The organism is Tepidibacillus fermentans (assembly GCF_004342885.1).
Taxonomy (GTDB): Bacteria; Bacillota; Bacilli; order Tepidibacillales; family Tepidibacillaceae; genus Tepidibacillus; species Tepidibacillus fermentans.
In genome coordinates, this window is the sequence record NZ_SMAB01000016.1 from 1 (window position 1) to 26,044 (window position 26,044).

21 protein-coding genes are annotated in these 26,044 nt (G+C 37.0%); 2 read left to right on the plus strand and 19 right to left on the minus strand.

The window, feature by feature from the left end; genetic code table 11:
• Window positions 1-383: 383 nt before the first annotated feature.
• From EDD72_RS09395 to EDD72_RS09450, 11 genes are all read right to left on the minus strand, one after another.
• Window positions 384-1,046 (minus strand): DUF1129 domain-containing protein, encoded by a 663-nt coding sequence (locus EDD72_RS09395; RefSeq protein ID WP_013297370.1) that lies wholly within the window; start codon window positions 1,044-1,046, stop codon window positions 384-386.
• Window positions 1,039-1,368 (minus strand): PadR family transcriptional regulator, encoded by a 330-nt coding sequence (locus EDD72_RS09400; protein ID WP_207893689.1) that lies wholly within the window; start codon window positions 1,366-1,368, stop codon window positions 1,039-1,041. Before EDD72_RS09400 ends, EDD72_RS09395 begins: the two co-directional genes overlap by 8 nt.
• 395 nt (window positions 1,369-1,763) lie before the next feature.
• On the minus strand, window positions 1,764-3,149 hold the full coding sequence (rlmD, locus tag EDD72_RS09405; RefSeq protein WP_132769673.1) for a 23S rRNA (uracil(1939)-C(5))-methyltransferase RlmD: 1,386 nt from the start codon (window positions 3,147-3,149) through the stop codon (window positions 1,764-1,766).
• 127 nt (window positions 3,150-3,276) lie between these two features.
• On the minus strand, window positions 3,277-4,176 hold the full coding sequence (locus EDD72_RS09410; RefSeq protein ID WP_132769675.1) for a diacylglycerol kinase: 900 nt from the start codon (window positions 4,174-4,176) through the stop codon (window positions 3,277-3,279).
• 9 nt (window positions 4,177-4,185) lie between these two features.
• Entirely contained in the window at window positions 4,186-4,905 is a 720-nt protein-coding gene (locus EDD72_RS09415) for a sirohydrochlorin chelatase (RefSeq protein ID WP_165895036.1), read from the minus strand.
• 112 nt (window positions 4,906-5,017) lie between these two features.
• The gene (gene gatB, locus EDD72_RS09420) at window positions 5,018-6,451 is read right to left on the minus strand and encodes an Asp-tRNA(Asn)/Glu-tRNA(Gln) amidotransferase subunit GatB (RefSeq protein WP_132769679.1); all 1,434 of its coding nucleotides are present in this window, start codon (window positions 6,449-6,451) and stop codon (window positions 5,018-5,020) included.
• A gap of 6 nt (window positions 6,452-6,457) precedes the next feature.
• Complete coding sequence (gatA, locus tag EDD72_RS09425; protein WP_132769681.1) at window positions 6,458-7,924, minus strand: Asp-tRNA(Asn)/Glu-tRNA(Gln) amidotransferase subunit GatA; 1,467 nt, start codon at window positions 7,922-7,924, stop codon at window positions 6,458-6,460.
• A 15-nt stretch (window positions 7,925-7,939) separates the two neighbouring features.
• Window positions 7,940-8,230 carry an Asp-tRNA(Asn)/Glu-tRNA(Gln) amidotransferase subunit GatC gene (gene gatC / locus EDD72_RS09430; RefSeq protein WP_132769684.1) on the minus strand — a complete coding sequence of 97 codons (291 nt, stop codon included), beginning with the start codon at window positions 8,228-8,230 and terminating at the stop codon, window positions 7,940-7,942.
• An 88-nt stretch (window positions 8,231-8,318) separates the two neighbouring features.
• The gene (locus EDD72_RS09435; RefSeq protein ID WP_132769686.1) at window positions 8,319-9,650 is read right to left on the minus strand and encodes a TrkH family potassium uptake protein; all 1,332 of its coding nucleotides are present in this window, start codon (window positions 9,648-9,650) and stop codon (window positions 8,319-8,321) included.
• 585 nt (window positions 9,651-10,235) lie between these two features.
• Window positions 10,236-11,783, minus strand: a complete 1,548-nt coding sequence (pruA, locus tag EDD72_RS09445; RefSeq protein ID WP_132769688.1) for an L-glutamate gamma-semialdehyde dehydrogenase — start codon at window positions 11,781-11,783, stop codon at window positions 10,236-10,238.
• A 237-nt stretch (window positions 11,784-12,020) separates the two neighbouring features.
• On the minus strand, window positions 12,021-13,613 hold the full coding sequence (locus EDD72_RS09450; protein ID WP_132769690.1) for a sigma-54 interaction domain-containing protein: 1,593 nt from the start codon (window positions 13,611-13,613) through the stop codon (window positions 12,021-12,023).
• Between the two features lie 180 nt (window positions 13,614-13,793).
• Here EDD72_RS09450 and EDD72_RS09455 point away from each other — a divergent pair, with 180 nt between their 5' ends.
• Window positions 13,794-14,714: a proline dehydrogenase family protein gene (locus tag EDD72_RS09455; RefSeq protein ID WP_132769692.1), complete on the plus strand. Its 921-nt coding sequence runs from the start codon at window positions 13,794-13,796 to the stop codon at window positions 14,712-14,714.
• Window positions 14,715-14,858: 144 nt separating this feature from the next.
• Here the strand turns inward: EDD72_RS09455 and EDD72_RS09460 are convergent, their stop codons facing one another.
• Window positions 14,859-15,926, minus strand: a complete 1,068-nt coding sequence (locus EDD72_RS09460; RefSeq protein WP_165895037.1) for a CamS family sex pheromone protein — start codon at window positions 15,924-15,926, stop codon at window positions 14,859-14,861.
• A 100-nt stretch (window positions 15,927-16,026) separates the two neighbouring features.
• Here EDD72_RS09460 and ytvI point away from each other — a divergent pair, with 100 nt between their 5' ends.
• On the plus strand, window positions 16,027-17,091 hold the full coding sequence (ytvI, locus tag EDD72_RS09465; RefSeq protein ID WP_132769696.1) for a sporulation integral membrane protein YtvI: 1,065 nt from the start codon (window positions 16,027-16,029) through the stop codon (window positions 17,089-17,091).
• Window positions 17,092-17,147: 56 nt separating this feature from the next.
• Here the strand turns inward: ytvI and EDD72_RS09470 are convergent, their stop codons facing one another.
• From EDD72_RS09470 to ligA, 7 genes are all read right to left on the minus strand, one after another.
• Window positions 17,148-17,822, minus strand: a complete 675-nt coding sequence (locus tag EDD72_RS09470) for a response regulator (protein WP_132769698.1) — start codon at window positions 17,820-17,822, stop codon at window positions 17,148-17,150.
• Window positions 17,823-17,846: 24 nt separating this feature from the next.
• On the minus strand, window positions 17,847-19,454 hold the full coding sequence (locus EDD72_RS09475; protein ID WP_165895038.1) for an ATP-binding protein: 1,608 nt from the start codon (window positions 19,452-19,454) through the stop codon (window positions 17,847-17,849).
• Window positions 19,455-19,696: 242 nt separating this feature from the next.
• The gene (locus tag EDD72_RS09480) at window positions 19,697-21,115 is read right to left on the minus strand and encodes a TRAP transporter large permease (protein ID WP_207893686.1); all 1,419 of its coding nucleotides are present in this window, start codon (window positions 21,113-21,115) and stop codon (window positions 19,697-19,699) included.
• Window positions 21,108-21,614, minus strand: a complete 507-nt coding sequence (locus EDD72_RS09485; protein ID WP_132769702.1) for a TRAP transporter small permease — start codon at window positions 21,612-21,614, stop codon at window positions 21,108-21,110. Before EDD72_RS09485 ends, EDD72_RS09480 begins: the two co-directional genes overlap by 8 nt.
• Before the next feature lie 61 nt (window positions 21,615-21,675).
• Complete coding sequence (locus EDD72_RS09490) at window positions 21,676-22,722, minus strand: TRAP transporter substrate-binding protein (protein WP_132769704.1); 1,047 nt, start codon at window positions 22,720-22,722, stop codon at window positions 21,676-21,678.
• A gap of 91 nt (window positions 22,723-22,813) precedes the next feature.
• Complete coding sequence (locus tag EDD72_RS09495) at window positions 22,814-23,818, minus strand: DctP family TRAP transporter solute-binding subunit (RefSeq protein ID WP_207893687.1); 1,005 nt, start codon at window positions 23,816-23,818, stop codon at window positions 22,814-22,816.
• A 205-nt stretch (window positions 23,819-24,023) separates the two neighbouring features.
• Window positions 24,024-26,042: an NAD-dependent DNA ligase LigA gene (gene ligA / locus EDD72_RS09500; protein WP_132769709.1), complete on the minus strand. Its 2,019-nt coding sequence runs from the start codon at window positions 26,040-26,042 to the stop codon at window positions 24,024-24,026.
• Window positions 26,043-26,044: the final 2 nt, after the last annotated feature.

Sequence of the window (26,044 nt, forward strand, 5' to 3'; positions counted from 1 at the left end):
TATTTGCCTGCTAAAGCATACATTTACGATAGAACGCCTTCTCTTTTTTTGCTAGTATTTTCTACCAATCTCCTCGAGAAATATTTTACGCATATGCAGAATATTTATGATTTTTTATTACATGTGTAAACCTCTCCTGTTTTCTCCCCCCCGTCCACGGGAACATATCCAATTCCTCCCAAAAACCCATAATGCCCTGCCGCGCAAGGCTTTATGGGCTGTGTTTTCTTTTGAGCGATACTACAACCTCGATGTGGCACGAGAGGACAGAATAAATGTCATTTGAGATATGTCCGTTCTCGGAAACATATCTATCGCAAATTTTGCACTTACGGTAGACGGGAACGCGTCGACTTAGCAAAATCAAATTAAGAAAATCTCATTTACGCTCTTTCACTTATAATTTTCCAAATAACAAAAATCAATATGACAGTTATTGCTGCTAACCATAAAGAAATATTCACTGCAATGGTTCTAAAGTATACATTACTCAATATCATAGCTGCCAAAACAGCTGCAGCAATAAACCACGCTTTTAAAAAAGAAACTACTTTTTTTTCTTTCTTTGCACCAAATGCTGTTTTAGTAATATACAATACAATCACATTTGCTATAAGGATAATTGCAAGTCCATTTATAATATCCCCAACGGTTAAGATAAACTCAAACCCAGCTTTATTTGAAATTAAGCTAATTATAAAGTTTTTAGCTAAAGAAATAACACCTAAAACCCATAGTGCATGAAGAGACATATCTAAAAAATCCATCACCTTATCTTTTTTTGTCTTCTTAGGCATAGCTTCGATAATCTGATCACAGATTTCCTTATATCTGCCTCCCATGACTTTTTTAATATTATCGCCTCGTTGCTGACCATCAATAATTAGTTCAATAATATCTCCTCTTACAACTTCTTGATTGTACTCTGATAAATCAGAACCCCGTAAGTAGACAATCATATTTGTATAAATTTCTTTGTTTTCATCAAATATCGCTTTTTCCCTATTATTATTTTTCTTTAATAATTCCTTTGCTAATTTATTCATGTTCTTTTCCTCCCATAAATAATTGATTAACCGCATGATCTAGTTCTTGCCAGTTAACTTTAAATTCACTTAGACTAATAACCCCCTTCTCAGTTAAATGATAATATTTGCGCTTCGGTCCGCTATTAGAGTCTTGTAAAGTAGCTTTCACAAGTTCACTTTTCTGTAGGCGCAAAATAATAGGATATATTGTTCCTTCAGATATCTCTCCAAATCCATATCGCTCTAACTGTTTCGAGATTTCATATGCATAAGTCTCTTGTTTTCGGATTATCTCTAAAATGCATCCTTCTAACACACCTTTTAACATTTGTGAAGGAATCATAATAAAACCTCCCATTTAGTATCTTGCAATGCAATATACAGGTATATTGTATTGCAAGATACTAACTTTGTCAAGTTTCTTTTTGCTCACTCTAAATGATAACATCATTCTCAATAAATTGATTTTTTATGAGCTATTAATAAAACGAAACCGCCAATCAAGAGAATTCATCTCCTGATCAGCGGTCAGCTCAATATATTAAATTCAATATCACCAATTTTTACATCTATCCTATCTCCACAACTCTATGACGTTATCTATTCTATCAACTCGACCCTACTTCATTTTTCGGTTCTTTTTCTATCCATCGATATGTTCCCGCGGACGCATTTAAAACTATACGTCGAGTAGACAAGATAAGTATAATCCTGCAAACCCAGTAAGTTCAAGGCTTACACCCTTGACATCAATGTTACGCATTCCACATGATTCGTCTGTGGGAACATATCCACTGGCTGTACCTCGATCGTCTTGAAACCACCATCCTCTAACACTCTCAGATCCCTTGCCAAGGTGCTTGGATTACAGGATACATACACCATCCGTTTTGGCTTCAAGTCTATAATCGTTTGTAGCAGGGCTTCATCGCAGCCTTTTCGCGGTGGATCGACAACAACGACATCAACGTTGATTCCTTTTTTTGCCCATTCAGGTATCACTTTTTCTGCCGCCCCTACTTCAAATGTCACATTCTTAATCCCATTTATCCTAGCATTATTCCATGCATCTTTTATCGCCTCTGGGACGATTTCAACACCATAGACATGCTTGGCTTTTTGGGCGAGAAAGAGTGAAATGGTGCCAATTCCGCAATAAGCATCAATCACGTTTTCATTTCCAGTAAGCGCTGCATATTCTAAAGCTTTTTCATAAAGGACTTTGGTCTGTTCTGGATTAACTTGATAAAAAGACCTTGGCGAAATCGCAAATTTCACATCGCCGATGGTATCGTAAATCACATCTCTTCCCCATAATGTAATGGATTTGAATCCTAAAATCACATTGGTTCGTTCTTCGTTGATATTTTGAACTAAGCTGGTTAGGTTGGGGATTTTTTCAACTATTTGTTCAATAAGCTTGTCCTTGTTTGGGAAGTCTTTTCCATTGGTAACGAGAATCAACATGAGTTCCCCAGTATTCACAGCCACTCTCGAAACCACATGACGTAGAATCCCTCGATGTTCGACTTCATTGTATGCGGGAATTCCTAATTCACTGGCGATTTTGCGGACCGTTTGCACCATGATGTCACTTTTTTCTTGCTGAATCACACACTCTTTCATATCGATGACATCATGGGTTCCTTTCGCATAAAAGCCTGCAATCAAGCCTGCTTCTCGCTGTTCAAATGGAACTTGGGATTTATTTCGATAATTCCACGGGTTATCCATCCCCAGCGTTGGATGAATGATCACATCGTTAATTTTGCTGATCCGTTCTAAGTTATCTTTCACAATTTTTCGTTTTTGTTCTAATTGAGCTTGATATGATAGGTGTTGAAGTTGGCAACCACCGCATTGTTTGTAAATCGAACACCTAGGTTCTACCCGATCAGGACTTTTTCGTAAGATTTCTATTAACTGGCCATAACCATAGTTTTTGTTCACCTTTGTTACCTTTACTTTTGCTCTTTCTCTAGGAAGTACTCCGGGAACGAACAAGGTATATCCTTCATATTTACCAATTCCTTCCCCATCATGGCCTAAATCGGTAAAATCCATTTCAATGATTTGATTTTTTTGTACGGGTGTTTGTACTTTTGCTTTTTTCTTTGCCATGATAAATCTCCTTTTTTTTTGCATTATTGCCCATTTTAACATATTTACGCCCACATAGAAAAAAGCAGAACATAAAGGACGCTCTGCTCTTTCTACATGATTTCCATCACTTTAGCCAAACTTCCATTTATAGAAGTTTCTCGTCAGCAAACACTTCTAAATGCTTTGGAAGAATTTCATATTTCCCCGGTAATTGCCCCCCTAGTTCACCATCTAAATTGACGAGAACGGGGTCAGGACCATAAGAATAAACTTGAAGAGATCGGGTTTTAAAATGAAGAACTTTGGGATCATTGAGATGTTCCCCTTTCAATGCTAAGGAAGCAAGACGAACAAAGTCTGGTAAATTGGTTTTCTTTATGACAATGACATCAAATAGCCCGTCTCTTAAATCTGCATAAGGTGCTAGCTTCTCAAAGCCACCGACAGAGTTACTATTCGCAATGAGGAACAGCATGACTTCTTCCCGATAAACCATATCTTCTGTTTCGATTGTAATAGGGATCGGTTTCAAAAAGGGAAGTTTTTCAATTCCGCGAACATAGTACGCTAATTGTCCTAAGATCGTTTTTAATTTGCTTGGAACTTCATAGGTGAGTTCCGTTAATGTTCCCCCGCCGGCAATATTAATAAAATATTTATCGTTATATTTCCCAATGTCAATTGGTATACTAAATTGTTCGCCAATAATCGTAGCCGCTTTTTTATAGTCTTTAGGAATGCCTAGAGCCCTTGCAAAATCGTTCGTTGTTCCTGCAGGGATAATGCCTAGTTTTGGGCGTTTTTCATAGGTGCTCAGACCATTTATCACCTCATAAAGGGTTCCATCCCCACCTGCTGCAATCACGATATCAAAATTGCGCTCTACTGCATCCCTTGCAGCTTTTGTCGCATCAAATTCACCTTTTGTCGCATAGCATGAAGTTTCTAATTCGTAACTGTCCAGAATATCTAAGATGTCCGCTAGTTGTTTTTTTAAATCCTCTCTCCCTGCTGAAGGATTATAAATGAAACGAGCACGTTTCATTGGAATCACCTATTCCTTAACATAATATTGATCAATCTGTTCCTGAATCCACTCCGTGATCCAATCATTCGGTAAGTAAGCCTTTCCATTATACTTTACAGGATACCATTGAATCATTGCAGGTATTCTTTCCTCAGTAAAAATCCCTTTACTTAGAAAAAGCGGAACGATGAGAATCTGCTTCGAAGTATTTTTTAATCCTTCTAATCGCTTTAAAATGGTATTGGGTAAAAAGGTAGCATAATCGACTCGAAGAAAATTTGTCTTCTCTTTTATTTGTTTCGTTAAACTCTCGAGAATTTCCTTCCACTTCTGTTGAAAATCATCTTCATCACTGCCATGTGCAATCATCAGTAGCGATTCTTGGTTGCAGTTATCAGAAAGTTCCTTTGCTTGGTCGATAATATGTTGAACAACGAGAGGGTGATCATTCATACAAGATCCAAAAATAAAAGTAAATTCTTGTCTATATTGAGATAATATTTCTTGAATTTCGGCAATATGAGTACTTCCTGAAGAAACAAATAAAGGGATGACAAAAACTTCTTTAATTCCAAACCCCCGTAGTTGTCGGATGCCATCTTCAATCAGTCTCCCTTCTGCCTTTTCCAAAAATGAAAGAACAATTGGACTAGGAGACTCTAACTTTGCGATCATCTGATCAACATAGTCTAACCATCTCGGATTACTGGAACCATGGCCAATGATCCAAACCCCTCTTTTACCCATGTTAAATCTTTCCTTTACCATATTTGTACATTCATATTAATGGAAGCACTTAACAAAGTCAATTGAAAAAGCAGCAGATCAAATTGACCTACTGCTTCCCATACAAACTCTACTATTCTTGTTTCAATCGCTCCATGATCAACTTATTGACCATTCCCGGGTTTGCTTTCCCTTTTGTTTCCTTCATCACTTGGCCGACCAAGAATCCTATGGCTTTTTCTTTTCCATTGCGGTAATCTTCTACCGATTGTGGGTTATTGGCAATCACTTGGTCAACGATAGCCGCAATTGCGCTTTCATCGGTGATTTGCACCAATCCTTTTTCCTCGACAATCGTCTTTGGAGCTTTTCCTGATTCGAGCATTTCGCGAAATACTGTCTTACCAATCTTAATACTAATAGTTCCTTTTTCAATGAGTTGAATCAGTTCCCCTAAACCTTGCGGTGTCACTTTACTATCTTTAATCGCTAAATTTTCTGCATTGAGATATTTTAATAATTCCCCCATGATCCAGTTGGAAACAGCTTTGGCATCTTGGGTATACTCCAAAGTTGCCTCAAAGAAATCTGCGAAGTCCTTCGATGATGTTAAGATCTCTGCATCATATGCAGGTAAACCATATTGATTCATATAACGTTCTTTCCGAACATCAGGTAGTTCTGGGAGCTCCGCCTTAATCCGACTGATCCACTCTTCATCAATGATCATCTCAACAAGATCAGGATCAGGAAAGTAACGGTAATCATGGGCTTCTTCTTTTCCACGCATGGAAACGGTGATTCCTTTTTCTTCATCCCAACGGAGTGTTTCTTGAACAATTATTCCACCTGCACCTAAAATTTCAGCTTGTCTTCTTTCTTCATATTCTAGTGCCCGCTCTACACCGCGGAAAGAGTTCATATTTTTTAATTCCGTTTTCGTACCAAATTCCTTTTGACCAACCGGACGCAAACTAATATTCGCATCGCAACGTAAGGATCCTTCTTCCATTTTCACATCGGATACGCCCGTGTATTGAATAATACTTTTTAATTTTTCTAAATAAGCCTTTGCTTCCGCTGGCGAACGAAGATCAGCTTCTGATACAATCTCAATTAATGGAACGCCAGTACGGTTAAAATCCACAAGTGAACCTTCCTCATTTCCCAGATGGGTCAATTTCCCTGCGTCCTCTTCTAGATGAAGACGATTGATCCGGATTTTCTTTTTCTGACCATTAACGTCAATCTCGATCCAACCATTTTTCCCGATGGGTTGATCATATTGAGAGATTTGATATGCTTTTGGCAAATCAGGGTAAAAGTAATTTTTTCGATCGAATTTCGTGACCTGAGAAATTTCACAATTTAACGCTAGGGCAGCTTTAATCGCGAATTCCACCGCTTGTTTGTTCACGACAGGTAAGACTCCAGGATGTCCAAGGCAAATAGGACAGGTATGCGTATTGGGTGGTGCTCCAAATTCGGTTGAACAATTACAAAAGATTTTCGTTTTTGTTGAAAGTTCGGCATGGACTTCTAAACCAATCACTGTCTCATATTCCATTCTTCCCTACCCCCTTTTTACCATTGGTCGTAATTTATGATGCTCCGTATGTTGTTCAAACGCATAAGCGGCTCTTAAAATCGTAACTTCATCAAAATGTTTGCCGATCAATTGCAAGCCCACTGGTAAACCATTAACCAGTCCTGCTGGAATACTGATTGCAGGTAGCCCTGCTAAATTAACAGGGATGGTAAGAATATCATTTACATACATTTGTAATGGATCACTTATTTTCTCGCCAATTCGAAAAGCAGTCGTCGGAACAGTTGGCCCAAAGATTAAATCATATTTTGCAAAAATCTGTTCAAAATCTTGTTTAATTAGCGTTCGTACTTTTTGTGCTTTTCGATAATAAGCATCATAATATCCTGAACTTAAGGCATATGTTCCTAGCATGATCCTTCGTTTCACTTCTGAACCGAAACCTTCACTTCTCGTTTTCTTATACATTTCGATTAGATTCTCAGCAGAGTCAGTACGTACGCCATAACGAACCCCATCATACCGAGCTAGGTTAGAGGAGGCCTCTGAAGGTGCTAGAATATAATAGGTGGCGACAGCGTATTCAGTATGTGGCAAAGAAACTTCTTCCCATACTGCCCCTAAATTCTCAAAAACTTTTAGTGCTTCTAGCATTTTTTCCTTAACTGCTGGATCGACACCTTCACCCATATACTCTTTGGGAACAGCAATACGGAGTCCTTTGATCTCTCCAGTTAATGGTGTAATATAGTCAGGAATGGAAACATTTGCAGAAGTCGAATCAAGTTCATCATACCCTGCTAAAGTTTGTAATACATAGGCAGCATCCTCAACATTTTTCGTGATTGGTCCAATTTGATCTAAAGAGGACGCGAAAGCCACTAAGCCAAAACGGGAGACTAGACCATACGTTGGTTTTAGGCCAACAACGCCTGTAAATGAAGCAGGTTGGCGAATCGATCCACCTGTATCAGATCCAAGCGCAAAATAGACTTCGCGAGCTGCGACAGCAGCAGCAGACCCACCACTTGATCCCCCTGGTACATAATCTAAATTCCATGGATTGTAAGAAGGATGAAAAGCAGAATGCTCTGTTGAAGACCCCATCGCAAATTCATCCATATTCGTTTTTCCGATCATGATCGCTTGTCCAGCTAGCATTCTTTTATATACAGTTGCACTATAAATGGGTTCATAGTTTGCTAGAATCCGACTGGCACAGGTCGTCCGAATTCCTTCCGTTACAATATTATCCTTGACTCCCATAGGTAGCCCGGCAAGAATTCCTAAATCTTCGGAGACTGCAATATCCTGATCGATCGCCTTTGCTCTCTCTCTTGCCTGTTCCTCATCAACGAGCAAAAAGGCTTGCACATCTTTTTCTACTTCAGCAATTCTTTTTAAAGATTCTTCAACCATATCGCTTGCAGTTAACTCTTTGTTGCTTAAGCGTTTATGTATCTCAGTAATTGGCAGATCAAATAATGACAAATGAAGCCCTCCTTTCTAACCTTCCAGTATGGATGGTACCTTAAATTGGCCATCCTTTTGATCAGGAGCATTCTTTAATGCGTATTCTCTTGATATCGATTCAATAACCTCATCTTCGCGAAATACATTGGTAATGTTTAATGCATGGCTTGTTGGCTTTACATGTTCCGTATCTAGTTCATTTAACTTCTGAGCGAAATCTAGAATCGAACTTAACTGTTCAGTGAAAAGAGCTACTTCTTCCTCGGTTAATGTTAGACGTGCTAAGTTAGCAACATGTTCTACCTCTTTTTTAGATAGCCTCATTTCTTATCCCTCCTTATTCAAATCAGCGAAATGACATAACAACTTCATCATACTATAAAATCATTTACTGCACAAAAGCATTAAATTCTTAACCAATCATCATCTTTTCTTCTGGATAGCGGAAATATTCTTTTTCTTCTTTTCTAGCGAGTGCGTAGCCAATCGTTAAAGGCCCAAGTTTACCAACAAACATCGTTGTAATAATCACAATTCGACCAATAATGGAAAGATGTGGGGTTATCCCCATACTTAATCCGACAGTACCAAAAGCGGATACTACTTCAAATACAATATTTAAAAAGGAAACCCCTCGTTCTGTAATATCTAAGATCAGCGTCGAGAGGATCACAATACCTAATGATAAAATGATAATCGTAAGTGAACGTAAAACTTGTTCCACACTAAGCGTTCTTTTAAACAATTCCATATTTCTTTTTCCTCTTAATAGGGATTTTACAGAACCAAGTAATACTGCCATTGTCGTTACTTTAATTCCGCCACCTGTCGACCCTGACGCTGCCCCGATGAACATATACAAGATATAAATAAAAAGCGTAGCCTGTGTAAGTGAACCAATATCTAGCGTATTAAATCCTGCCGTTCTTGTTGTTACTGTTTGAAAATAAGAGGCCAGCAATTTATTATCAATACTTAACGGACCAAGTGTTTTGCTATTTCCATACTCTAATAGAAAGGTGATGATCGTACCGAAAGATATTAAAATTAAATTTACGGTTAATGTTACTTTACTGTGTAAACTTAACCTTCTAAACTGAAACTTTTTGTTCCATAATTCCATTAAAACGACAAATCCTAAGCCGCCAATAATAATGAGACTCGTAATGACAAAGTTAACCAAAGGGTTTCCAACATCATTCATTAAACTCGTCGTAAATAGACTAAAACCTGCATTGTTAAAAGCGGCAATGGAGTGAAAAATTCCAAGATAAAATGCTTCCCCCCAACCAAATTGTTGGTGCCAAGAGAGTGCTAATAAGATTGCTCCAATGAGTTCAAATCCGACGGTAATTTGGAGAATATATAAGGCTAATCTTACAACTCCTGCCATTTGCAATTGGTTACTCCCTTCTTGCATTAAAAGGCGTTGTTTCAAGCCGATTTTTTTCCCTAATAAAACGAAAATCGTGATCGCAAAAGCCATAAATCCAATACCGCCAACTTGAATCAATAACATGATAATGATTTCACCAAATCGATTAAAGGTTGTTCCTGGGTCAATCACATTTAACCCTGTAACCGTAACCGCTGAAGTAGCGGTAAATAAGGCATCAAGAAAGCGTAAATGTACCCCTCTTTCTAATGAAAAAGGCATAGATAATAAAATGGCTCCAAATAAAATAACTGAAAGGAACCCAATTACTAGGATTTGGGGTGGACTTAACTGTATTCCTTTTTTCATACTTTCCTCCAAGCTATCAAGGTAGAGGTTAAAATCTTTAACCTAATGCAACAAGAAGTCCCCTATCCTCTTTAGGTGGGAGATGAATTGTTGCCATCTTGAAAAACACACGAACATATGTTATAATGAATAAGAACACACGTTCTTTGATAACTGGATATATGGGGTTGCATGGAGAAAATAAAATGCGAAAACCAAGCTGATCCTTCCATGCGTAAAATATCCAAGGTACAAAAGAACTCCGAATTGTCGGACATCTAGGGTTGGAACGACCCGAAGTCACGCTCAGGGAGACGAAAGGTTGCTTTCGTCGTGGAGCTGAGAAGCTCCCACTTCAAGCGATAGCTAAGTGGTGAGTGGTTCACTAAATATCATTATACCCGAAAACCAATCGAAAGGAACAAGTCTTTCAAGAATTTGGACAAAAAAAGAAGGGGCTGTCCAAAAAGTAGTTTTTAACCCCGAAATCTAAAAAAAGCAACCCCAAAGAATGCTGTAAAATCAACATTTTTTGGGGTTTAATTTTGGCGAATTTTTCAACTTAAATGAACTTTTTGGAAAGCCCCTCTTTGTTTTCAACTATTTTTATAATACTTCAGAAATTGATTTCGCTTGCATGAATAATAATAGGTAATCTTCACTACCAGTTTTCGAATCTGTACCTGACATATTAAATCCACCAAATGGATGTGCTCCGACGATTGCACCTGTGGATTTACGGTTAAAGTAAAGATTTCCGCAATGTAATTCTTTTCTACATCTTTCAATAATCGCACGATCCTTTGCAAATAAAGAACCAGTTAGACCATACTCTGTATCATTAAAGATGCGAATTCCATCATCAATATCTTCTGCTTTAATCACAGAGAGTACAGGTCCAAAGATTTCTTCTTGGCCTATCACAGCTCGAGAATCTACATCTGCAAAAATCGTAGGTTCAATGAAATAACCTACAGAATCATCGCTATTTCCACCAAGAACTAATCGTGCTTCATTCTTACCGATTTCAATATAGCGATTAATATTATCAAATGCGTTCTTATCAACAACAGGACCTAAGAATACGCTTCCGTCCTCTGGGTTTCCTTTTTTCAAAGCCTTCGTTTTCTCTACAACTTTCTCTAATACTACATCATAGACATCTTTATGAATGATGGCGCGAGAACCAGCAGAGCATTTTTGGCCTTGGTATCCAAAGGCAGAAACAACAATTGCCTGAGCCGCTGCTTCTAAATCAGCATCCTTATGAACAAGAACGGCATCCTTACCACCCATTTCAGCAACAACGCGTTTGATCCATTTTTGTCCAGGTGCAATTTGTGACGCTTTTTGGAAAATCCGAAGTCCTACTTCTTTTGAACCAGTGAAGCTAATAAAACGAGTTAATGGATGCTCGACAAGGAAATCTCCTACTTCTCCACCACTTCCCGGTAAGAAATTAATGACACCCTTTGGCATTCCTGCTTCTTCCATGATCTCCATGAATTTCGCTGCGATCACTGGTGTCGCACTAGCAGGTTTTAAAATGACCGTATTCCCAGCAACAACAGCACCGGTTGTCATCCCTGTCAAGATTGCAAGTGGGAAGTTCCATGGTGGAATGATGATTCCTACTCCTAATGGAATATAGTAGTTGTCGTTGGTCTCTCCTGGAATTGGAGTAACAGGCATTGAACCACCTAAACGGATCATTTGACGACCGTAATATTCCATAAAATCGATGGCTTCAGCAGTATCCGCATCTGCTTCTACCCAGCTTTTACCTGCTTCATAAACCATTGTAGCGGACATTTCATGTTTGCGACGGCGCATAATGGCTGCAGCTTTAAAGAGTAGACGAGCACGAGCATCTGGAGCCCAGTTTTTCCACTCTTCAAAAACTTCGGCAGCTTCTTTAATCGCTCGATCTGCTAACTCTTGAGTCGCTTTCGATACAACCCCTACCACTTCATCTTTTTTGGATGGATTATAAGATACAATCTTTTTCTCCGTAAAAATTCTTTCTCCATTAATAATTAGTGGATACTCTTTGCCAAATTGAGATTTTACTAGTTCTAACGCTTGTTCGAACGCACGTTTATTTTCTTCTTTTGAAAAGTCTGTCAATGGCTCTGGCGCATACTCTTTAATCATTAGATCATCCCCTTTGCTTTTTTTGTATAATGAAATTTATTCACACTAAATTATCTATGCAAGAATAATGCCAATTTTAAAATTAATCTATAAAATTCGCAAGCTTTCCTAATAACCATTCATTCAAGGAATGCCGTGAAAATCAGAGTAGGTAAAACATATAAAAAACATTAGCTAAGTATATTTAAATTTAAAACAGACGGAATTGTCTAATATTTTACAAGTATGTTTAGTCATTTATCGTTCAAATGATTCAACCGTTGATTGAATTCCGAATTTTTGCATCTTGTTATAGAGTGTCGCACGGGAAATTCCTAGTAATTTTGCCGCAGCACTTTTATTATTGAAGGTTTTCTTTAAAGCATCACGTATTTTCTCTTCTTCCTTATTCCCTGAAGAATCAGATGGAGAAAATACTTCTTTTTTCCTTTCTTCTAAACCCTTTTGAAAAAATAATGAAGGTAAATGACGAGGTTCGATCTCTTCTCCTCCAGACAGAATAATCAAACGTTCAGCCATATTTCGAAGTTGGCGGATATTCCCTCGCCATTCATATTGAAGAAATAGCGACATTACTTTCGAAGAAATCTTTGGTATAGGAGATCCATATTTTATAGAAAACTCCTCTAAAAAAAGCGAAAGAAGTTCAGGTATATCTTCTCTTCTTTCCCGAAGAGGAGGGATTTGCAGAGAGATCACATTCAGACGATAGTACAAATCTTCTCGAAACTTCCCTTGTTCGATCATTTCTTCTAAATTACGATTCGTTGCTGTAATGATTCTCACGTCAACAGGAATTGGCGTGTTTCCTCCTAAACGATAAAAACGTTTTTCTTGAAGAACACGTAGGAGTTTCACCTGTAAATCTAATGGTAATTCTCCTACCTCATCTAAAAATAAGGTCCCCCCTTCAGCCAAATCGATTTTTCCTTTTTTCCCTTCTTTACTAGCCCCAGTAAAAGTTCCTTTTTCATAACCAAATAATTCACTCTCGAATAAAGAGGCTGGAATTGCCCCACAGTTGATAGCGATAAATGGGCTCCTTGACCGATGACTTGCATTATGAATCGCCTCTGCAAATAATTCTTTTCCAACACCACTTTCACCAGTAATGAGGATTGTCGCATCTGTTTTTGCTACTTTTTTCGCGATCGCAATTGTTTCCCGTATGATCCGACTTTTCCCTTTGATCTTGTCAAAAGGATCATAAATCCGATTCCTTTCATATTTATTTTCTAAATTAAAAATATACGCTTTAGTATTTGATAACTCCTCATTTAAGCGCACGACATCACTAATATCTCTTTCTACGGAAATTCCTCCGATTAATCTTCCATTTGAATATACGGGAGTAGCATTAATAATGACATGTACATCGGTCATAGGCTGATTGTATTTTCGTTCAATAGGCTCTCCATTTCTTATAATCTGTTTAAGAACGATTGCTTCCTCTTTGAAAAATTGCGTAATCGATTGTCCCATAACTTCCTTCCACGAATAACCATAAAATTCTTCAGAAGCTTGATTCCAAGTCACGATCTCTCCGTTTTGGTTCACTCCTGTAACCGCATCACCAATCGCAGAAAGCAACGCATCATAGTAGGCCGATACTTCCCTCCAGGATTGAAAAACTGTTTCGATCAATCGATGATAAGGTATATAAGATACTTTATTTCCTTCGCTGTCCTTTAATAAGATATCTTTTCCTTCCTCGATCTTGCTTACATCAGCCAAAGTGGCATAATACGGGTACTCAATCATGTCGTGTTTTTCTAACTCTTTTCTCCACGGTTCAGCTAAATCTTTGAGATAAATAATTTTTTGCGGCATATCCTTCAACCTCATTATACAAATTTGTTTATTTTACAACTATTTTAAACAACTTTGTCTAAAATAACTATACATCATTCAAAATATTTTGTTTTTTTCTCAAATTTTATCTTTTTGAAATATTGGCATGAATTTTGCTTGTAATCAGAGTAAGGAAATAAATAAAATGAGGTGACAAAAATGGGGATAGGACGTAGTATCGTTTTAGGTATAGCTGCAAACAAAACGGTTACGAACTTTGTAACCAAACATGGAATGAAATTAGGTGCAAAACGATTTATTGCAGGAGAAAGTTTGCAACAAGCAGCAGAAATTGTCAAAGCGCTCAATAAAGAAGGGTTAATGGTTACCCTTGATCATGTTGGCGAAAGCGTTTCAACTAAACAAGAAGCCATTGAGGCTACGAATGAAGCCATCCGAATCTTGGAAATCATAAAAAAAGAAAAATTAAATTCGAACGTATCTGTAAAACTAACCCAGTTAGGATTAGGGTTAGATCCAGAATTCGCGTATGAAAACATGGACCGAATCGCAAAAGCAGCTAAGGAACATAATAACTTCGTACGAATTGATATTGAAGATTCTACTGTAACACAAATCACGATTGATATCTTTAAAAAATTGTTTGAAAAGTATGGAAAAGATCATATCGGTTTAGTTCTTCAATCCTATCTATACCGTACGGAAAAAGACATGATCGAGATGGGGAAATTAGGTGCAAATATTCGAATGGTAAAAGGAGCTTATAAAGAACCAAAAGAAGTGGCTTTCCCTAGAAAACAAGATGTAGATGACAATTACATTAAAATGGTAAAACTTCATATGCAAAGTGGGAATTATATCGCTGTTGCTTCCCATGATGAAAATATTATTCGTGAAATTAAACGTTATGTAAAAGAAAATAATATTCCAAATGACAAGTTTGAATTTCAGATGCTCTATGGTGTAAGAAATGGTCTTCAAAGGGAACTTGTCAAAGAAGGGTATAGGGTCCGTGTCTATACACCATATGGAAAACATTGGTATCCATATTTCTCTCGTCGAATTGCTGAACGTCCAGCTAATGCCTTCTTCATTCTAAAGAGTATGTTTAAGTCTTAGAATAATATAAATAGGTTTGTATTACTGGCTAGTATGTTCTATAAACTGCGACTTTCGCGAGTGAGCTTTCCTGGCGACCGTTTATTCAGAGAAAGCAGTAAGGTTAGGGGCAGCGTTAAAACATACTAGCCATTTTATATTCCTTTAATTCCGGTACACATGCATAAAGTCGTCACCATTCGATTGTCTGACATAAATGGCTTTTGGCTGATCAATCGTATTAATGTATATGTTTAATTGAGCATCTTTAGGAAAAGATTCATTGCTCATCGAAATAGCAAATTGAGTGAATTGAATCACTTCAACAGTAGAATCAAATTCCGCATTTACATGAACCGTGAGCTCCACAACCTCATCGTTGACAATCCGTGCTAATCCTGTTACTCCTGCAAAACCTGGGAGGTACCGATCCATCTCATCTTTAAACCGATTAAATCCTAAAACAAGATCACCATATTTATCTTTTAAACCTGTGGTATTCGTAGGCAAGAAGAGATAGCTTTCATTGATGTCTTTCCAATCAATCGAAGATTGGCCACTACCAACTTTGCCATTTAGAATAAAATTCCCTGGCAAATTCCCTTTTTCTGTTTGTAATTTCATGACACCAATGAGAATCGGCGGATTCGGAAGTGTTTTGTGAATTCTTCCTACGATTTCATTTGCAATTTTTTTCGCTTTCTCTTTTAATTGGTCATCTGTATACATTTTGAACATAGCTATATTGGTCTTAGGATCTCGTAAAATTTTTCCTTTATCGTCGCGTAGATAATATTTTGGCGATAGTGCTAATCCAATTACAATCCCGCCATAACTCCCATCTTCTTTCAAGTAGTCATGCTCTGCAACTGTGATTAATGAGTCCTCCTGAGATAACCATTCAATATCTTTTAATACTTGCCCCTCTTGAAAAACATAATCTGCTGGATCAAATTCTGTTTTTGCTAATTCAATTAATCCTAATTCAAAGCGATTTGCATCTAAGCGTGTGGGTAATGAGTTTAAACGGCCGTTAATTAAGCTTCTTTTATATGGAAGGACTCCTCGATAATATTCTTCATTTACTTTTACAGTCGGAGAGATAATCGAAGATGAAGATTCTTCTGTCTTTTGTTCTGTTTTTTTGGAAAGATCACATCCACTAAACAAGAGTGAAAATGATAGAATCCCTACTCCGGCGAATCGTATCCATTTTGTTCGATATTTTTTCATCCTTGTTCCCCTTTTCCGCTTTTTTATCATAAATGCGATTTGCATTCCCACAAATTTTTCAATACAATTCCTATTATATAGATGTAGAAAGGAAATGAGTATGGAAGGTTATATTAAAAAAGTTTTCATTACCATCGGAATCGTCATCAGTATTCTCCTTCTTCCCATTTTATTTTACTTTGTTTTCCCCCATTTCATCCCTTTTATCATTGCTTTATTATTAGCCATCATGCTTGAACCATTAAACGAGTGGCTCATCCGTAATACAAAGATAAAACGAAAATTAGCCGTCCATCTAACCTACTTTTTGTTTCTTGGATCCATCGCCTTAATCTTTTATTTTACCGTAACCAAGATCATAATTGAACTGGTGAATTTTACTACATTCGTACAAAAAAATATTTCTTTCATCCAAAAATGGTTTTATGAGCTGTATCTAAAAATTCAAAATATCATTCAAATGCTTCCACCGGAAACATCAGCACGCATTAACCAATCCTTTATGAAATTTGTTGACCAATTAGCCAATTTGAACTTGCTATCCACGATTTGGAGTGGCATTTATGGAATCACAACGGCAATTCCCAATCTATTTTTTATCGTTTTAATTATCCTCATTTCCCTTTATTTTTTTACTTTACATCTTCCAGGTTTAAAAAATCAATTTTATCAATATTTTAAGGATTCATCGCGTCAAAAAGTACAAGTAGTGTTAAACGATATTCGCAATGCTACCATTGGTTTTCTTCAGGGTCAACTTATTTTAAGTACCATCACTTTTCTCGTTAGCTCGATCGGTTTATTTATCTTAGGGGTTAATTATGCGTTAATCATCGCCTTTTTTATCGTGATTGTTGACGTACTTCCTATTCTCGGTACAGGTTCAGTACTCGTCCCATGGGCGATCTATGCTTTAACTCAAGGAAACACCTATTTAGCCATTGGTCTGATTGTCCTCTTTCTGGTCATGACCATCGTGCGTCGTATTGTAGAACCGAAGATACTCGGGGAGCAAATTGGGTTAAGTGCCTTGTCTACCTTAATTAGTATATGGGTTGGCTTTAAGGTATTAGGTGTTCTAGGTGTTTTTCTTGGACCGCTTATTATTATTCTCTATAAAGCATTCGTGAAAGCGGAGATTATTCCTAGACAAATGAAAATCTAGGACACAAATAAATAGCATTGTATATATCATGGAAATATACAATGCTATTACCTTTTTTAGATGGAATAACGATTAATCGGTCTGCCAACAGATCCATACTGAACATCGAGCTTGAGTCGATTCGTTTGAACCAAATATTCAAGATATCGGCGAACCGTTACACGAGCCAAGCCTATTCCTTTTGCCACTTCTTCTGCAGATTGAGGCTTTTTTACTTTCATCATATATTGTAAGATTTGTTTCATGGTTACTTCATTTAACCCTTTTGGCAACGGTTTGTTTTCTATCTTTTTTCTTTCTGTATAGACCCATTCGTCAAGATATTTTTGTGTCAACTCATCCTCTTTTCTAAATCGATAAAGCATTTGTTGATATCTTTCTAATGCTATTTTTAATCGTTCAAAGCGAAAGGGTTTAATAATATAATCTATCGCACCAAAGCGAAAAATCTTTTGGATTGTCTCTACATCTTTGGCCGCTGTAACCATAATAAAATCAGTATCTTTCTGTCGTAATCGTATCCTTTCTATCACTTGATAACCATCCATATCAGGTAAATAGTAATCCAATATGACCAATTGGGGATCTTTTTCAATAATCAATTGGATCGCTTCTGTTCCATTTGCTGCCGCCCCTATAATCTGAAATCCACTTAATGTCTCAATAAATTGTCGATTAACCTCCAAAACCATCGCATCATCTTCAACGATCAAAAGACGAATTGGTTCCATTCTATACGCTCCTTGTATGATCGTCTAATTTTCTTTTAATGGAATAGAAACAATAACGTTCGTTCCTTTTTCTATATTGGTAATCACTTCGATATCGCCTTGATATGCTTTTACATGTTGTAAGACTAATGTTAAGCCTATTCCCTGTCCTTTGCCTTTTTTTGTGGTATAACCCATTTCAAATATTTTTTCTTTTAATTCCTCTGGAATTCCAATACCATTGTCTTTTACAGAAATAATCAACTGTGTTGGTGTCGTTTCTAAACGTAACTGAACCAATTTAGGTTGTTCTTTCTTTTCAATGGTTGCATCAATTGCATTCTCTAATAAATTTCCGATGATCAGAATAATATCATGTGTTGAAAGAAATGATGGTAGATGAGATAAATAGCTTTGCCGATCAACGATTAAATCTACACCTAATTCTTTTGCATGGCTGATTTTCCCTAATATAAGACCGCTAATACTGGTATCCTTTATCCGTTCCATTAAAAAGCGAGATAACTCTTCTTTCTCTTCTGTATAATTCATGATTAAATTAAGGGCATCATCATATCTTTTTAATTGAATCAGCCCAGCGATCGTATGAAATTTGTTCATAAACTCATGGTTTTGTGCCCGTAGAACATCACTGAACTTACGAATTCCAGTTAGTTCTTCAGCTAGACTCACGACCTCTGTTCGATCTTGAAATGTAGCTACTGCCCCTACCGTCTTATTTTTTACGACTATGGGAAGTCGATTGACCATTACAATGGTTTTATTCAAAACCATCATTTGTCTTAATTGTGGTTTTTTCGATTCCATTACCATAGGTAGTTTTGTATTTGGAATAACTTCTTCAATCGTATGACCAATCACATTTTGATTGGTCCCTATAATTTGAGCCGCCCGATCGTTCATCACCTTAATTTTTTTGTTCTGATCAATTGCAATAATCCCTTCATCAATCGTATTGATAATGGATTCCCTTTCTTCAAGAAGTCTAGCAATCTCAACGGGTTCTAAATTAAAAATCTGCCTTTTGATACTGTTTGTGAGTAACCAAGCACCAAACAACCCAACCACTACCCCTAACGTGATTGAAAGGATCAAATCCCATTTATGCTCAAAAATCAGTTGATAAACAGTTGGGAGAATTGTTCCAACGATTACCACCCCGATTTGTTTTTCCCCTTCACGGTCCATAATAGGAACAAATGAACGAATCGCAATCCCACCTATCCCTTTTGCTAAAGACATATATTCTTGTTGCCCAAGAGCTGGACCTTCATCTCCTCCTTGAAATACTGTCCCGATTTTTGCTTCAATAGGATGGGAATAACGGATTCTCTTCATGTCAAAAATAACAACATAATCCACATTAGTCGCTAATCGGACTCTCTCAGCAATTGGCTGGATTTTTTTCCACCCGTTTGGTTTTCCTATATTATCTTTAATTGTTTCAAGTTGAGCAATGGTTCGTCCAATCGCTAAAACTCGATTTCCTTGTTCTTCTTCTAATGCTTGATATACATTCTTAATCAACAATGCACTACCTGCTAAAATAGCAATAATGATAATCGTAGAAGTAACTAGTGTAATTCTTGTTCGAATGGGCAATAGCGAAAACCAATTTTTAATTCTATTCAAGATTCTACTACTCCTTACCATCTCCATTATTTTAAAAAATATAATATTTCTGAATCGTTTATATTCTATATGCATCTGCAAAAATCCTTTCTTTCGCTAAATCCAATATTTAGAATATGATATAGGTTTGTATATTCTAACACGATCAGTTGTACGTGTATTACGTTAAAGAAAAAATCTAGTAGCTTATCAAACTACTAGATTTTTTCTTTCTGTAAGTTACTCTATTGTTTTGTTATCTTTCATTTTAATAAGCCGTATAAGAAATCGGGTAACCATAAACTTACTTCAGGAACGTAAGTAACAATAAAGAGAGCCAATATCGTTGTAATGAGCCATGGGAGCGAAGATTTGGTTACCTGCATGATTGACATGCCCGAAATACCGCTTGCTACATAGAGATTCAACCCAACTGGGGGTGTAATCATTCCCACCTCCATATTCACAACCATGATGATCCCTAAATGAATAGGATCAATTCCTAGGTTCATTGCTACTGGATAGAGAATCGGGGCAAAGATCGTTAAAATCGCAGTGGGTTCCATAAATTGGCCGGCAACAAAGAGAATTAAGTTAACAATCAAAAGATAAGTAACTTTACTAACATTATAATTGGCAATCATTTCAGCAATTTTATGGGGAATTCTCTCATAGGTTAATACATGAGCAAAAAGCATCGCCATAGAAATAATTAAAAATAGCATTGCTGTCGTTTTTGCTGATTCTACTAAAATCTTAGGCAAATCCTTTACTTTTAAATCTCGGTGGATAAAAAAGCCGATAAATAAACCAACAAAAACAGCAACAGCTGCCGATTCAGTCGGTGTAAAAAGTCCCGAATAGATTCCGCCAATAATAATGATCGGTAATGACAAACTCCAGATTGACTCTTTGGCCGCTTTCCATTTTTCCGCAGGTGTCGATTTTTTTATTAAAGGAAATTTCTCTTTTCTCGCAATTAAATAGCTAACTAAAGCTAGCATGGAAGCTAACATGATCCCAGGAACAATTCCTGCTAAAAATAGTTTTCCCACAGACTGATCAACCGTTACACCATAAACGATCATCGGAATACTAGGTGGAATGAGAATCCCTAAAGTTCCAGCCACTGACATCGATCCTACTGCAAAATCCTTACTATAGCCCTGTTTCACCATAGCTGGGATTAAGACTCCCCCTATCGCCACAACGGTTGCAGGACTCGATCCAGAAATAGCGGCAAAGAGTGCACTTGCAAAGACTCCTGCAATGGAAAGTCCTCCTGGAATATGACCAACAAAGGTATTGGTTAGATTAATTAACCGCTGTGCGACACCTCCTGTTGTAAAAATATTCCCAGCTAAGACAAATAACGGGATCGCCATTAGCGGAAAAGAGTCTAAGCCCGAATAAATTTGCCGTGCCAAATCCGGCAACGGATCTAGTGTAAAATAATAAATGGACAAAAAGGAAGCTAACCCGATCGATACGGCTATTGGTAGACCTACCATTAAAAATAAAAATAAGAAGGAAAAAACGGCTAAGCCCATGCTATCAATCATGAACGCATAGATGACACCCACCACAGTTAAAAAAATAAAGAACAAAGAGATGAGTTTTTTTGATACTGTTTTCTTCGGAATGATCTGCTTGGTTGTTTGAATCGATACCTCATTATTCATGGATCACACCTTCTCTCTGCTCTAGTTGTTCAGCGGAGGTTTTCCAAATGCGATAAGTTTGCTGTAAAAAACGAATTCCCATTAAACCAAAGGCTATTGGTATTAGTGATCTTGGAATGTATAATGGCATTTCCATTTCAGGAGATAATTGTCCTAAATGAAGAACATCCTGTACATGCAAATACCCTAAATAGGCGATTAGGACTGAAAAAAATACACTGACTAAGTTCCCAAGAATCAAAATTGCTTTTTGCGTTTTGGCTTCAAAATTCTTAATTAAGAGATCAACACCAAGATGAACATTCTCTCGTACACCAATTGAAGCACCAATAAGACCTACCCAAATTAATAAGTAATTCACCAGTTCAAACGAAAAACCCATACTTGTACCAAATTGTCTCAAAATAACTTCAATAAATGCTACAGTAACTGCGACCGCAAGTGCTAAAATGACAAATATCTCTTCTAGTTTATTTAGAACAAAATTAACTGATTTCATCATTCTCACATCCTTTCTAGCTGTAAAATGGGGGCATAATTTTAATGCCCCCTCAATGGTTTCATTTTCTTAATGCGCGTACGGCGTTGATAAGATCCTCGCCAATTTCATTCTTAAACTTGTCATAGATTGGGTCCATCTTTGCAATCCATAGTTTCTTTTCTTCTGGTGTTAACTCATGAATCTTGATTTTAGGATTTTCTGCTTTGATTTTTTGTAGCATTTGTTCGTTAATATCCTTCGCATTTTGACGTACCCATTGTGTCGTTTCATCTAATGCTGCTTCAATTTGTGAACGTACATCAGCTGGTAAGCTATCCCAGAATTTTTTATTTGTAATCACTGCATACCCTAAATACCCGTGATAACTAAGGGTTAAGTATTTTTGCACCTCATGCATCTTTTGTGAATAAATATTGGATAACGTATTCTCTTGACCGTCAATAACTCCTTGCTCTAAAGCATTATAAACTTCTCCAAAAGGCATTGGTACTGGATTCGCACCTACTGCTTTAAACTGTTCCTCTAATACCTTACTAGACATAACGCGGAATTTTTGACCAGCAAAATCTTCCGGCTTAATTAATTCTTTTTTATTTGAGCCCATTTGTTTAAACCCGTTATCCCACATCGCTAAACCCTTGATGTTCTTCTCTTCAAGAAGGGAAAATAACTTTTTACCAATTTCTCCTTCCATAGCTTGTTGTACTTGTTCGTGGTCAGCAAAAGCAAATGGTAAATCAAAAACTTGCCACTGGGGATATAACTTTGTTATGACCGAAGTTGCAGGTGCTGCCATTTGAACATTTCCTTGTTGAATCGCATTTAATACATCCTCATCCTTATATAATTGTGAGTTTGGGAATACTTGAACTTCAACTCTCCCATTTGTCTTTTCTTTTACCTTGTTTGCAAACATGATTGCAGCTTGACCTTTTGGCGTGTTCTCTGCAACAACGTGCGAGAATTTAATCACGATCTTTTGATTGTTTCCTTCTTCATTACTTGATGCTTGCTCAGTACGTTTTGATGAACAACCAACCATACTAAATACGAGTAAAATAGACATCAGTGTAATAAATGTAACTTTTATCCAACGCTTGTTCATCTTTCATCTTTCCCCCTCTTTTTGTTTGTTTTTATCAATTATTTTCTCGTCATATTATGACGACAAAACAATGACTCTTTTTTTTTCGAATCTACTTTTTCTGATTTACAATGATTTCTGTTTCATCCATTACTTTTCCTAAATCTCTCTTAACTTTTTGATAAAGTGGTTGATAAAGTTTTTTAAATTCATCCTTTTCTTCTCTTGTTAAGGTCTCAATTTTGATACATTGACATTCTCTCATCTGTTTAAGTTGATTTTGTTCAATTTCTTGAGCTTTTTTTCTCTCCCAGATGGTAACTTCGTTCATCGTTGTTTGAATCATCTTTTGTATCTCTGGTGAAAGAGTGTTAAAAAAATCCTTGTTCATCATAACCAAGTATCCTAAATACCCATGATTACTTAGAATGAGGTAATCTTGAACATCAAAAAAACGTTTCGTATAAATATTGCTGATTGTATTTTCTTGACCATCAACTTCTTTATTTTTTAATGCTTGATAAACATCATTAAAGTTTCTTGCTTCTGCCTTTGCGCCAAGTAGAGAAAATTGGTCTTCTAGTATTGGACTTGGCATAATTCTGAATTTAAGGTTGGTAAAATCTTTAGGAGTATGTAAAGAATGATCACGGTTGGTAAACTGTTTAAATCCATTGTCCCAAATCGCTAAAGGAAGTACTTTATTCTTTTTTGCAGATTCAAATACCATCTTTCCTACTTTCCCATCAGCTAATTGATGAATTTGTTCTAGATTTTCATAATAAAAAGGCAAATCAAAGACTTGTAATTCGGGGATTTTTTGTATCAGCTTCGACATAGCGGGAGCAATGATTTGGACATCATTTCTTTGTAAAGCTTCCCATTCTTCACCATCACGATATAAGGACCCATTCGCGAAGACTTGAACTTCGACTTTTCCTTTGCTTCTCTCTTTCATTAATTGAGCAAATTTTCGAGCCGCTTGCCCTTTCGGAGTATCTTCCCCTACTACATGAGAAAAACGAATAATAATTTTTTCATTTTGGCTGAATTGTTCATAATCTTTCGCATATTTTTGACATCCTACCGTCAAAAATACCCATATAAGAATTGACAATAGCCAAAAAACCTTTCGATATTTTCTGTTTTGGGAAACAGGGGATTTCATCGAAAACACTCATCTCTACTAAAAATATCTACTTTTTAATTATATTAATCTTTTGTAAATTTTTAATATTTTGTTCATTTTGTTATTTTTGGTCTTTTTGCTCTCAAGTAAGTAAACAAAATTGTTTGGAAAGTTTTTTGTATAAAAAAAAGCCCTAATCGAGATGATTAGGAACTTCTAATTCTTTTAGTAAATCTTCTTCCGTTAATATCGGAATCCCTAACACTTGTGCTTTTGTTTGTTTTGATCCCGCCTTTTCCCCAGCAATCAGATAATCAGTATTCTTTGTCACACTTCCTGTGACTTTTGCACCAAGAGCTTCTAGTTTCTCTGTGGCTTCTTTTCTTGTTAAATGTTGAAGGGTACCTGTGAGAACGACGGTTTTACCAGTAAACCTAGATTCCCGCTTAACGGTTGATTCAACACCTTTATAAGTCATATTGACACCAAGTTCTTTTAAGCGTTGGATCATTTCCTTGACATTCTCTTGTTCAAAAAAGGTCACGATGCTATCTGCCATTTTCGGACCAATTTCATCAATGGCCATTAACTCTTCTTTAGTGGCTTTCATCAATTGATCCATCGTTTGAAAGCGAGCGGCCAATACTTTGGCTGCTTTAGCTCCCACCAAACGAATTCCTAAACCAAAAAGGAGTCGTTCTAAAGAATTTTCTTTGCTTGCTTCGATCGCAGTTAGTAGATTCTGTACCGATTTTTCTCCCATTCGTTCCAGAGCCAGCAATTGTTCACGCTTTAAGGTATAAAGATCGGTCACATTCTCAATAAGACCATTTTCATAAAGCTGAATGACAACTCGTTCACCCAGCCCCTCTATATTCATTGCATCACGAGAAACGAAATGGATCATCCCTTCCACGATTTGTGCTGGGCAAGAAGGATTGATACAACGAAGGGCCACTTCGTCATCCAACCGAATAAGCTCACTTTGACACGCTGGACAATGGGTTGGCATATGGTAAGGTTTTTCATCACCTGTCCGTCTTTCTGGTAAAACAGCCACTACTTCCGGGATGATATCTCCTGCTTTTTTCACGATTACATGATCACCAATCATTAGCCCTTTTTCCCGAATGATATCTTCATTATGAAGGGATGCACGTTTGACTGTTGTTCCCGCTAAGTGAACAGGTTTTAATATTGCTGTAGGAGTAACCACTCCTGTTCTTCCCACATTCACTTCAATATCTTCTAAGATCGTGACAACCTCTTCGGCAGGAAACTTATAGGCAATCGCCCATCTTGGACTTTTGGCGGTAAACCCAAGTGCACGTTGCAAAGGATAGGAATCCACTTTGATAACCATTCCATCGATCTCATAGGGAAGAGTCGGACGTTTTGTTGTCCATTCTTTGACAAAAGAAATAACATCATCTATATTCGTAAAGAGGCGCCGTTCTTTATTTACTTTGAATCCTAATTGTTCAAGATAATTGAGTCCTTCACTATGAGAAGATAATTCTTTTCCTTCGATCGTTCCAATCCCATAGAGAAAAATATCAAGACCTCTTTCGGCAGCGATTTTGGGATCTAATTGACGTAGTGATCCTGCTGCTGCATTTCGAGGATTGGCAAATAAAGGTTCCCCTCGTTCTTCTCGTATTCGATTGATTCGTTCGAACTCTTTTTTCGGGAGATATGCTTCTCCCCTTACCTCAATCGTAACGGGTTCATTCAATCGTAATGGAAGAGAACGAATCGTTTTTAAATTTTGCGTAATATCCTCTCCAGTCGTCCCGTCGCCGCGAGTAGCCCCCATGACGAAAAGGCCATTTTCATAAGTTAAGGATACGGCTAGACCATCAATTTTTAATTCCACCATGTAGCGAACTTCTTGGTTATCTGCGACTTGCCTTACCCGACGGTCAAATTCATAGAGATCTTGTTCATTATAAGCATTGCCTAAACTTAATAAAGGCACCTTATGCTCTACTTTTTCAAAATAGGGTAAAGGTTGTCCACCCACTTTTTGTGTCGGTGAATCGGGTGTTTGGAATTGCGGATATTGTTCTTCTAATTGAATCAATTCCCTCATTAACTCATCATATTCTTGGTCTGTTATAGTGGGTTGATCCAATACATAATAGGAGTAATTATGTTGATTAATCGTCTTCCGTAAATCCTCAATTTTTTTCTCAATCTCTTTTAAATCCATTC